We start from the raw sequence: 11,388 nt of genomic DNA on the forward strand, positions 1-11,388 counted from the left end.
GCTCCTGTTCTTCGATCGGTCAGGGTTTGTGATGGTGTTGAAGCGGTTGACCGAGGATAAGTTCCGTTGGCCTCGGCGCCAGGAAACGGTGGTACGACTTACGAGCGAACAATTGCATTGGATCCCCGACGGAATCGACATCGATGCGATGGTCCGCCATCCGGTGCGACAATATCAGGTTGCTGGCTGACAGATTGCCGGTCTACGGCTTCCAAATATCCCGGGCGGCTGAACTATCTTGACGCCACGGCATGCTTCCGATTCAAGAATCCGATGAATCGAACGGGCGAACCGAGCGGTCACAGAGCTGATGGCGCAAATAACCGCGCTGCAAGTGGAGAACCGCCAGCTCACCGAGCGCGTCTCCAGACTTGAGGAGGAACTGGCGCTGGCGCGACTGCATCGCTATGCGCCGCGCAGTGAAAAGCACATTGATCGCGTCTTTAACGAGGCCGAAGAGGCTGCGGTTGGCGATAAAAACTTTGACGAAATCGATGCTGCCGTCGATCTGCCCGACACCGGATTGTCGCCTACTGGAAAGTCGGTGGGGAAGAAGCGAGGGCGCAAGCCGTTACCTTCGAGCCTGCCACGGGAACGCGTCGAATATGACATCCCCGACGATCAGAAGGTCTGTCCATGCTGCACCGGCCGGATGCATCGGATGGGGGAGAGCCTTACCGAGCAGCTCCATATCGAGGTGAAGGCCAAGGTCGTGCAGAACGTACGGTTCAAGTACGCATGCCGAAACTGCGACCGCACCGGGATCAACACGCCGATTGTCATCGCGCCGATGCCGGTGCAGCCCTTGCCGGGCAGCATCGCCACGCCTTCGACGTTGGCTTCTGCTCCGCATCTACGATGTACTGAAACTGCGGCTGCTTGACGCCTCCACTTCTCCACCGAAGGAGCGGTATGCCTTGTCCAACGATAACGTCATCCAGTTGATTCAGCCAGGAATCTTCAACGATCAACTCACAGAAGTCTTGCGCAACGGGGCACGTGCCCTTCTCGCCAAGGCGGTCGAGGCCGAAGTCGCAGACTTTCTCGGCCAGCATGCCGATTTGAAGACCCCGGACGGCCACCAGCCCGTCGTGCGCCACGGCCACCTGCCGGAGCGCGAGGTGATGACCGGCATCGGTCCGGTCGCCGTCCGCCAGCCGCGTGTACGCGATCGCGAGGCGGAGGCTACCGATCCCGACCGCATCCGGTTCTCTCCGTCGATCCTGCCGCCCTACATGCGCCGCTCGAAATCGATCGAGACGCTGCTGCCGATCCTTTACCTGAAGGGTATCTCCACCGGCGACTTCTCCGAGGCTCTGGCGGCGCTGCTCGGCAAGGATGCTGCCGGGTTGTCGGCATCCGCCATCGGCCGTCTGAAGGACGGTTGGCTTGACGAACACACCGCGTGGCAGAGGCGCGATCTGTCGGCGAAGCGCTACATCTTCATCTGGGCCGATGGCATCCATCTCCAAGCACGCCTTGAAGACGAAAAGCAGTGCATCCCGGTGCTGATCGGCGCGAGGCCGGAAGGCCGCAAGGACTGGTCGGCTTCACCGATGGCGCCCGCGAGAGCGCGCAGGACTGGCGCGATCTGCTGCTCGACCTGAAGCGGCGCGGGCTCGACCTGGCCCCTCAGCTCGCCATCGCCGACGGCGCGCTCGGGTTCTGGAAGGCCGCCGGTGAGGTCTGGCCGAAAACGCGCGAGCAGTGCTGCTGGGTGCACAAGACCGCCAACGTGCTCGGCAAACTGCCGAAGAGCCAGCACCCGAAAGCCATACGCGCGTTGCGGGAGATCTGGATGGCCGAAACCAAGGCCACAGCCGAGCTGGCGTTCGACGCCTTCATCGAGAGCTACACGCCCAAATACGAGAAGGCGGCCGACTGCCTGAGCAAGGATCGGGACACGCTACTGGCGTTCTACGACTTCCCGGCCGAACACTGGAAACACCTGCGGACCACCAATCCCATTGAAAGCACCTTCGCTACCGTGCGCCACCGCACGATCCGATCGAAGGGCTGCCTGTCCAACACGACCGCCCTAGCAATGGTCTTCAAATTGCTTGAGGGCGCACAGAAAAGCTGGCGACGGCTCGACGGACACAACCAGTTGCCAAAACTCGTTCTCGGTGTGACATTCAACGACGGGATCGAGGTCATCGCCAAGTCGACCGACCGTCAGCCCGCAACCGCCGCCGCCTGACCGGCCCGGTCGTCACCAAAAATTGGCGATAGCTCCGTCGCCGATGGTCGAATCTTCTTCATGTCGAAGCACCAATCCGGCCACTGACAGGTTCGAGCGCAGTCTCTGACGTTGTGCGTGGTGTAATACGAAAGGTTGGCATCCCCGCTCCGCAATGCCCGTGCCCAGGCGATGACCCGCTCAGGCTTAGACGGATGGCGAAAGCTGACGCAGCGCAGATGTTACCTCCGTGCCGTCGGGCGCGGAGCAGTCGAGTGCCGCGATCAGCGGGTGCAGTCCCGCCGCAGCATTGCCAGCTACCCGATCGAGCGCCGCGCCGACCGGGCGCGGCTATTGGCATCGGAGACAGGGTCGCGTTGTGGTTCGGCATGCCCCTGTATTCGGGGTAATCGGCATCCAATCGGGGCTCTGACGCATATTCGATGATCATGTTTGTTTTTATGGCGCGCCAATCAGCCTAGCCTGAAGGAGATCGAGCTTAGCGCGCCCGTACATCTGCCGTTTGACCAGCTTGAGTTTGGTGATCTGAGCTTCCACTTGGCCATTGGACCATGGTTGCGTGATAGCCGCGTGCACCGCGCCCTTATCTTTGGCGATGCCATTCGCGAACGAGCCAATGAGGCTCCGCTTGGATTCATCTATCCAAGGTTCGAGCTCGATCTCGCCCCTCTTTCTGATCATCGCGTGGAAGCGGCCAACGAGAGCGTGGGCATCGGCCAGCATAGGATCGCTTTGTTCAATAGCGGCAACCGTTACGGTCTCGGCCTTGCTTAGGTGGTCGGGCTTCGTCGTCAACAACTGCGCTATCGTCCTGGCGGCGGGGACCTTCTGCAATTGTTGACGGCTGATAGTCTCGGCGCGTCCCCCATTTCGCCACCACGCGCAGCGATCCCTTAAAGCCTTGCCCTCTCAAACGGCGCCAGAGTTCGGCACCGTTGCGACAGCCGCCCGACCCCTGCGCGTCCAGGAACGGCAGGTGCCCATCCAGGGTGCTTTGACGGCTACGGAACATATCCGTACCGCCGCCGCGGCTAATTTGGCGAACCAGATTGCGACTATGTCCTGTGCGGCGGACGATCTCCTTGAGCGGCACACCGTCGCTGACAAGAGCCGCAATTGCAGCATGGCTGTCCTGGCGCCGCAGATAGCCCTGATAGCGAAGCTTTTCCGCGCAGGTCAAGGTTCAAACTAACAAGCTGGTTCAACCGGTCCCGCTCCGCAGGTCCATTTCAAACCCAGGAACTCGGAGCATCCGTGCTGCGATACATTGAGCCAGAGGCGGCAAGGTGAAGTAGCGGTACGAACCCCTTTTTGATTTCATGACGTGGGCCGCCCGGATGTGCAGACATCTGCGCATCCGCGTGGCCTACCCTTTTCGGTAGGCGGCAACCGTCGGTGAGGCATGTAAACCTATCCGGATCGATCTGTCTTTCTGCCCGCGCGAGGCCCTCGCCATGAAGCGGATGTCGCCCCCTGAAGCGATCGCGGCCGTCGCCTTGTTAGCGATCTTCGCGTTGCGATTTGGTTTCGCGCCATTGGCGTGAACGTCGAGCACTCGTCGTCGAACCGTGCGCGATCGATGGTCACACTTCGATGACCATAGAAAATGGCAGAGGTCGGGATGCGTAAGATGCTGGTCTATGGCTCAGCTCGATAGAGTCTTGCCTCGGCTGTCACGGAATCGGATACGAAGCCGTACAGGCCCATAGAACGCGAACTGAGAGGAGTTGGCCGCCATTTGTCATTCGGCCCTTTAATTGCGGTTTATTGTCAAGCCCCCCTTTTGAACTCGCCAACGGCACGACGGTAGCGCTTGTGCCGTCGGAGCTGGTCAGGGTTGCGGAGACGGTGCGAGCGCGGCTGCAGTGTGATGGTTAGTGAGGCATTGGATCGGCCTATAGTTGAACCTTTGATGCCATCGCTGGGGTCATGGTCCTTTATATGGACGCCTCCCGCTTGCCAAGTCTCGCTTAGAAGGGATGCCACACAGAATACGGCTGCAGTTTTATATCCGGCCTGTTTGTGCAGGTGGATACCTGCTGGCCCTGATGGAATTCGGTAAGCGCGAAGGCAGTACCCTGGCTTCAGGGTTAGATTAAATGTGCGAAGAAGGCCTCCGGCTCGGACGGAGGTTTTGGATGGGATTGGACGGCAAAAAGGACGTCCATTTGGACGGCTCGTCGGTTGGGGCGGTCAGCCTGTGAATCGGCGTGGGGTCCGGACGCCGATCGGCGTCCCAAGTGCTTGATTGACTTCGCGCGTGCAGCGCCTGGTGATCTCGAGACTGCTCGTCCACGCGCTGGGCGTAAGAGACGCCCGAAGAAGACTGACGGCGTGAGCCGCTACTCCGCTGCGCGATCGTGGACTATCGCCTTGGCGGGAACGCTGCGCCGGTCCGCGCCGGCTTTGATGGCGAAGCGGGCGTACAGCGCGGGCAAAACAACAAGGGTGAGCAGGGTAGCGGTGAGGAGACCGCCGATCACAACGGTTGCCAGCGGCTTCTGGACCTCGGCACCTGTGCCGGTCGCCAGCGCCATCGGCACGAACCCGAGCGAGGCGACGAGCGCGGTCATCGCAACGGGGCGAAAGCGGGTCAGCGCCCCCTCGCGGATGGCAGTTCTGGGATCTCCGCCCTCGAGGATCAGCCGCCGGATCTGTGTCAGCATGACCAGACCATTCAGCACGGCCACGCCGGACAGTGCGATGAAGCCGACGGTCGCCGAGATCGAGAAGGGCATCCCGCGAAGCCACAGCGCCGCGATTCCGCCGGTCAACGCCAGTGGAACCGCGCTGAAAACGAGTGCCGCGTCCCGTGCCGAGCCAAGCGCCCCGAATAACAGCATGAAGATCAGCGCGAAGACGCCGGGCACGACGAAGACGAGGCGCTGGCGCGCGACCGCGAAGTTCTCGAACTGGCCGCCCCAGGCGAGATAGCTGCCCGGCGGCAGCTTTACCTTCTCGGCGACCTTCGCCTGCGCCTCCGTAACCACCGAGCCGATGTCCCGGTCCCGGATATCGGCAGTTGCCACCACTCGGCGTTTGCCGTTCTCGCGACTAATCTGGTTGTAGCTGACGGTCTGCTCGAAAGACGCTACCGTCCGGAGCGGGATGGACGCTGCGGGCGCGTTCGGACTTGCGTTCGGGAGCGGGAGAGGAAGCTCCTCGAGCGCTGGAATGCTGTCCCGCAACTCGTCGGGAAGCCGCACGACGATTTTGAAGCGGCGGTCACCCTCAAAGACGAGACCGGCGTCGGTGCCGCCAATCGCGGTCGCTATCAGGTCCTGCACCGAGGCCAGGCTCAAGCCCCGCCTCGCGATCTCCCCCTTGTCGATATTGATGTCGAGGAACGGAAGACCAGCCGTTTGCTCCGTCTTCACGTTCTGGGCGCCGTCGATCTTGCGGATGACATCGGCGATCTGGCCCGCGGTCTTTTGCATCCGCTCGAAGTCGTCGCCAAAGACCTTGACGGCCAGATCCTCTCGGACGCCAGCGATGAGTTCGTTGAACCGCATCTCGATCGGCTGCGAGAAGCCGACCTTGTTGCCCGGAAGCTTCGCGGTCACCTCCTCGATCTTCTTGATCAGATCTTCCTTCGTCATCGAAGGATCGGGCCATTCCTCTTTCGGCTTGACGATGATGTAGGTGTCGGATGCCGACGGCGGCATCGGGTCGGCTGCAAGATCGGGCGTGCCCGTGCGCGAGAAGACGAACGAGACCTCGTCCAGGGTGCTTATCTGACGCTCAATGAGAAGCTGCATCCTCTGCGACTGTGCGAGCGCCGTGGACGGCACGCGCTTCACCTCCATGACGATGTTCTTCTCGTCGAGGGTCGGGGTGAATTCCTGGCCGAGACGCGTGAACAGGAGCGCGGCGCCGACGAAGAGAAGGCCGGCAGCGGCCACCACGGGGAGCGGTCTTGCGATCGAGCCCGCGAGGAGCGGGGCGTACCAGCGCTTCAGCGTTCGGACGATGACGTCCTCGCGCTCCATGACGCGTCCGCGGACCGCGATGGCGATCGCCGCGGGGACGAACGTCAGCGATACCACGAAGGCCACGGCAAGGGCGATCATCACGGTGAGCGCCATCGGCTCGAAAGTCTTGCCCTCGACGCCGGAGAAGGCGAGCAGGGGCGTGTAGACCAGTATGATGATGATCTGACCGAACACGGATGGACGGATCATCTCGACCGCGGACGCCGTCACGGTGTCCAGACGCTCCTGCAGCGACAGCGCGCGGCCGAGCTCGCGTTGGCGCTCGGCGAGGTGCCGGAGGCTGTTCTCCGCGATGATGACGGCGCCGTCGACGATGAGGCCGAAGTCGAGCGCACCGAGGCTCATGAGGTTCGCGCTGATCCGCCCCTGCAGCATCCCGCTCGCGGTGACGAGCATCGTGACAGGGATGACGAGAGCGGTGACCAGCGCGGCGCGGAAGTTGCCGAGCAGGACGAAGAGCACGGCGATCACCAGGAGGGCGCCTTCGGCGAGATTCTTCGCGACCGTTTGGATGGTGGCGTCGACCAGTTGCGTGCGGTTCAGGACCGTGTGGGCGTAGATACCCGTCGGCAGCGTCCTGCCGATCTCCTTGATCTTGACGTCCGCCGCGGCTGCTACGGTCCGGCTGTTGCCGCCGATCAGCATCAGCGCGGTGCCGAGCACGACCTCGCGCCCGTCGACGCTCGCACTGCCGGTCCGGAGCTCCTTTCCGATAGCGACCTCGGCGACGTCCCTGACGCGGACCGGCACGCCGCCACGTGTCGCGACGACGATGGTCTCGATGTCTTCGAGGTTTTCGACTCGGCCGGCGGCGCGGACGACGTACCCTTCGCCGTTCTGCTCGATGTAGTTCGCGCCGCGGCTGGCGTTGTTGGCCTCGATCGCCTCGATGATCTGTTTTAGGGATAACCCGTAGCCGACGAGCTTCGCCGGATCCGGCTGCACCTGGTACTGTTTGACGAAGCCGCCGCTGGCGTCCGCGCCGGCGACGCCCGGCACGGTCTTCATCTGAGGCCGGACGATCCAGTCCTGAACGGTCCGAAGGTAGACGGTGCGCTGGAAATCGTCGGTCAGCCGCTCGCCCTCTGGAGTGAGGTAGCTCCCATCGGTTTGCCAGCCGGGCCTCCCGTCGCGGATTGGTGCGGACGCGCCCGGCTTTTCGTACTCCACCGCCCACCAGTAGATCTCGCCGAGGCCCGTTGAGACCGGTCCCATCCGGATGTCGACACCGGGGGGCATATCGGTCTTGGCTTCGTTGACACGCTCGGAGACGAGTTGACGCGCGAAATAGATGTTGGTCCGGTCGGCGAAGACGGCGGTGATCTGCGCGAAGCCGTTGCGCGAGAAGGAGCGCGTCGATTCCAGACCGGGCATGCCGGCGAGCGCCGTCTCCAGCATGACGGTGACTTGCTTCTCGATCTCGACCGGCGTCATGGCTGGGGCCACGGCGTTGATCTGCACCTGGACGTTGGTGACGTCGGGCACGGCGTCGATCGGAAGCTTCGTCAGCGACCAGAAGCCCGATGCAGCCGCGGCCAAAGCGATCAGCACGACCAGCCATCTCCGGCGGATTGAGAATTCTACGATACGTTCGATCATCGCTCAGTCCTCGTCACCGGGCTTGGATACCTCCGCCTTAAGCGGGAACGTGTTCGAGGCGGCTACGGTCTCGTCGGCAGCCAGGCCAGAGACGACCTCGACGACCGGTCCGTCTCGTCCGCCGAGCACGACGTTGCGGGCTTCGAAACCTTCCTTGGTCCGGACGAAGACGGTCTTGCGCCCATAGAGGGTCTGGAGTGCGGCAAAGGGGATGGTGACCGCCGCATCATGCCTTTCGACCGCGATCTTCGCCGTGACGAAGGAACCGGGACGCCATCGACCGCCTGCATTGTCGAGCGAGACCACGACGCGGGCCGTGCGGGTCTCCTTGTCCAACAGGGGGGTGACGAACGTGATATTGCCCGAGCCGGTCTCAGTGATCCCGCGCACGGCCACGGCGACATCCTGGCCTTCCCTGACCAGGGGCAGGTCTGTCGCCGAGACCGCTAGGTCGACCCAAACGCGGCTGAGGTCGACGATGACGAAGAGCTCGGTCTCCAGACTGTCCCGTCCGACGGCGGTGCCGAGCTCCACCTTTCGCTCGACGATGCGTCCGGAGATAGGGGCGCGGACGTTCTGGCTGCGCAGCGTCCCGTCCGGTGCCTGCGGCAGCCCGGAGACCTCCGCATCGCTGACGCCGAGCGCCGTCAGCTTCTGACGAGCGATACCGAAGCGCATTTCGGTCTGCGCCGCCGCGTTGCGCGACTTGATGTACTGCTGCTCGGGGACGGCGCGGCCTTCCCACAGCGATTTGTCGCGCGCCGTGAGGTCCTGCTGCAGTTCATTCGAGAGTTTGGCGGAGAGGTACTCGCTCTTGGCGTCGGCGACCTCGCGGCTCTCCAGAACGCCCAGGACTTCGTCCTTCTGAACGTCGTCGCCGATGTTCTTCCGCAGATCAGCGACGGTTCCGGACACTTTGATCGAGACATGCGCGACCCGCCCTGCGTCGGGCACGATCGTGCCCGGCACCGTCAGCCGTCTGGCTATCGAGGCAGGTCCCGCCTGACGGAGTTCGATGCCTGACAGCCTGATGCGTTCATCGTCCATGACGATGACCGCGGGTTTCGCGGAATCCGACTGTGCCCAGGACGGCACAATGGTGCCGGCTACTGTCGCAAGCGCCGCGACGAGAATCATGCAGGCCGTCCGTATACCCGGGACCATCTTTTGCTTCCTACAGGTAGCGCGAGATCGCCTTGAACTCGGCGAGGACGCTCTTGGTCGACTTGCCCGATCTACCGTTGGCGGCGGCGTCCAGGCAGTTGTCGACGTGATCGTGGATCAGGGTCTTCTTCGCCTCGGCGATCGCCTTCTCGACGGCGTGCAGTTGCTGCGCGAGGTCGAGACACGGCCGGCCTTCGGCGAGCATCGCGATGACCTTTTGGAGATGCCCGTCGGCCCGCCTCAGCCGTTTGACGATCTCCGGATGACTTTCGTGGACGTGATCCTTGCTCATGGTCCCATATCCTATCCTATGGGAGGGGAGGGGATACTTGAAGTCAGCGGGGGGCAGGCGCGGCACGGCAAATCGACGCGGCAGCCGGTTCAGATCATCAATTCCTCACGTTGCTGGTCTTGCCTGCGCTCTACGCTCTCTTTTTGCAAGAATTTCAATCCCGTATCCGTCGAGCCGAGGTGCAAAATCGGCGCGCCGGCGCTGGCGGGTGAGAATGTTCGCATTCTTGCGATTTGCGCAGCCGCCCTTGCTCTGGGACAGATTCCGGTGTGAGGCCCGCGGTAGCTTGGCGAGCGAGCGTCCGTGGGCGGCGGAACATATCGACGACCTACGCAGCCGGTCTTGAAGTGAACCATGGCGCGTCAAACCAGTTCTTCCGGTGGGACCGGACCAGATTCGTGTTCTGATCCGCAACGTCGTTGGCCAGATAGGCGGCGGCATACTGAGAGCGAAGGAATCAGGTCTAATGACCAACGACGGGACGGGCGGCCATATCGCCGCCGATGAACATCGGCATGTCGACGACAACCATGACCACCGGCTTGAAAATGCCGCCGACAATGATCATCATGGGCATGGTGGCGCTGGTCACGTTCACGCGCCGGCGAGGCGTTCGCCATCGGCGTTACCCTGAACACCGCGTTAGTCGCGGCCGAAGCGGTATATGGTTTTCTTGGGAACTCCACCGCGCTCATGGCCGATGCGGGACACAATCTGAGCGACGTGTTCGGTCTGCTGGTTGCTTGGGGCGCATCGATCGCCTCGAAGCGGCCGCCCAGCGGGCGGTTCACCTACGGGCTCCGGGGATCCTCCATTCTAGCGGCACTCGCGAACGCGATCTTCCTGCTGGTGGCCACCGGCGCGATCGGGTGGGAATCGATACAGCGTTTCCGGGATCCGGAGCCGGTTGCCGGCTACACCGTCATGGCCGTTGCCGCGATCGGCATCCTAATCAACGGGGCCACCACTATGCTGTTCGCCAGCGGCCGCAAGGGCGACATCAATATCCACGGGGCCTTCCTGCACATGGCGAGCGACGCTGCCGTGTCGGCGGGGGGCGTGATCTCGACGGCTCTTATCCTATGGACCGGCTGGCTGTGGCTGGATCCTGCAATGAGCCTCGTGATCTGCGCCGTCATCCTATGGAGCACGTGCGGCTTGTTGCGGAACTCGGTCGGAATGTCGTTGAGCGCGGCCCCCGCAGACGTCGATCTTGACGCAGTGCGGACGTTCCTGAGCGGCAGACCGGGCGTTACGGAAGTCCACGACTTGCATGTATGGCCGATCAGCACGACCGAAACCGCCATGACTTGTCACTTGGTCATGCCTTCCGGTCATCCTGGTGACGAATTCCTCATGGAATGCAGCCGGGCAATGAAGAAGTCCTACAACATCGGCCACGCAACGCTGCAGATCGAAATCAGCGACAACAACGAGTGCGCGCTGGCGCCGGATAACGTGGTCTAAACTAGCCATTCACTTGCCAACTGTGGCGCGCCGCGGCTGCCGCTCCAACATAGCGCTCAAGGCGCGAGTAGAGCGGACGGCCCGAGCACCAAGGCTCAGCTCCTTTGGTACCATGTTGTTAGCCCGCCCTATTCGTGAGAGTGCGTTTTTTTTGGTCCGATTGATGTGGCCGCACATCTGCTCTGACGAGGCGCGCGGGATTGCCTTCGGCTTTTCACCGCCTGACGATCGGTACTTTGCAACGCGCTTGAGGTGTAGGTTGGGCGAACGGGGGGCGGACGCCCCGCCGGTCAAGGACCGAGCGGCAGCAGCGCGCCTGGCAAGCCGCGGATCAGGTCGGCTTCGGGACATGCCGCGGCAAACGCAAGGCGAATGCGGCTCGTGGTCTCGACGACACGGGCAGCGAGTTTCAAGAGCCGAAGACGCAGCGTCGCGAACTCGGCAGTGGCCAATTCCCGGACTTTGGGAATCGCGTCGCGCACGGTCAGCATCAGCCAATAAGCGGCGGTGTGGAGAACGAGGCGGACTTGATTGGCGAGCGCCGAACGGCAGCTGGTGCGATCGGAGGCGAGCTGTGTCTTATGCAGCTTGATCAGATTCTCGGCTTGGCCGCGCGCGCAATACAGGCTGTCGTAGATCCACTCGGCCGAGCCGACATCGAGGCTGGTGACGAC

At 62.7% G+C, this 11,388-nt stretch carries 6 protein-coding genes and 3 pseudogenes; 4 read left to right on the plus strand and 5 right to left on the minus strand.

Annotated elements, in window-relative coordinates:
- The 3 genes and pseudogenes from tnpB to K359_RS55590 all read left to right on the plus strand — a co-directional run.
- The coding region (gene tnpB / locus K359_RS0144105) for an IS66 family insertion sequence element accessory protein TnpB (RefSeq protein WP_029084802.1) at nucleotides 1-190 on the plus strand (190 nt) is incomplete at its 5' end.
- An 83-nt stretch (nucleotides 191-273) separates the two neighbouring features.
- A pseudogene (locus K359_RS0144110) lies at nucleotides 274-847 on the plus strand (IS66 family transposase zinc-finger binding domain-containing protein); the annotation flags it as partial.
- 70 nt (nucleotides 848-917) lie between these two features.
- Nucleotides 918-2,200: pseudogene (locus K359_RS55590) on the plus strand (IS256 family transposase).
- 438 nt (nucleotides 2,201-2,638) lie between these two features.
- Here the strand turns inward: K359_RS55590 and K359_RS65220 are convergent.
- The 4 genes from K359_RS65220 to K359_RS0144145 all read right to left on the minus strand — a co-directional run bounded on the left by K359_RS65220 (nucleotide 2,639) and on the right by K359_RS0144145 (nucleotide 9,247).
- Nucleotides 2,639-2,998 carry a transposase gene (locus tag K359_RS65220; protein ID WP_245284912.1) on the minus strand — a complete coding sequence of 120 codons (360 nt, stop codon included), beginning with the start codon at nucleotides 2,996-2,998 and terminating at the stop codon, nucleotides 2,639-2,641.
- A gap of 1,544 nt (nucleotides 2,999-4,542) precedes the next feature.
- Nucleotides 4,543-7,791 carry an efflux RND transporter permease subunit gene (locus tag K359_RS0144135; RefSeq protein WP_029084806.1) on the minus strand — a complete coding sequence of 1,083 codons (3,249 nt, stop codon included), beginning with the start codon at nucleotides 7,789-7,791 and terminating at the stop codon, nucleotides 4,543-4,545.
- A gap of 3 nt (nucleotides 7,792-7,794) precedes the next feature.
- Nucleotides 7,795-8,838 carry an efflux RND transporter periplasmic adaptor subunit gene (locus K359_RS0144140; RefSeq protein ID WP_225024711.1) on the minus strand — a complete coding sequence of 348 codons (1,044 nt, stop codon included), beginning with the start codon at nucleotides 8,836-8,838 and terminating at the stop codon, nucleotides 7,795-7,797.
- Between the two features lie 127 nt (nucleotides 8,839-8,965).
- A complete protein-coding gene (locus tag K359_RS0144145) occupies nucleotides 8,966-9,247 on the minus strand; it encodes a metal-sensing transcriptional repressor (RefSeq protein WP_029084808.1) in 282 nt (93 codons plus the stop codon).
- Between the two features lie 466 nt (nucleotides 9,248-9,713).
- Here K359_RS0144145 and K359_RS0144160 point away from each other — a divergent pair.
- Nucleotides 9,714-10,714 (plus strand): annotated as a pseudogene (locus K359_RS0144160) (cation diffusion facilitator family transporter).
- A 290-nt stretch (nucleotides 10,715-11,004) separates the two neighbouring features.
- Here the strand turns inward: K359_RS0144160 and K359_RS55595 are convergent.
- Nucleotides 11,005-11,388, minus strand: a 384-nt coding sequence (locus K359_RS55595; RefSeq protein ID WP_198031276.1) for a transposase, incomplete at its 5' end; no start/stop codon positions are given.

This window comes from Bradyrhizobium sp. th-b2 (assembly GCF_000426785.1).
Classification (GTDB): domain Bacteria; phylum Pseudomonadota; class Alphaproteobacteria; order Rhizobiales; family Xanthobacteraceae; genus Bradyrhizobium; species Bradyrhizobium septentrionale.

Coding starts and splice junctions, on each gene's coding strand:
- K359_RS0144135 (WP_029084806.1), bottom strand. CDS start 7,791: ATGATCGAACGTATCGTAGAATTCTCAATCCGCCGGAGATGGCTGGTC.
- K359_RS0144140 (WP_225024711.1), bottom strand. CDS start 8,838: ATGGACGATGAACGCATCAGGCTGTCAGGCATCGAACTCCGTCAGGCG.
- K359_RS0144145 (WP_029084808.1), bottom strand. CDS start 9,247: ATGAGCAAGGATCACGTCCACGAAAGTCATCCGGAGATCGTCAAACGG.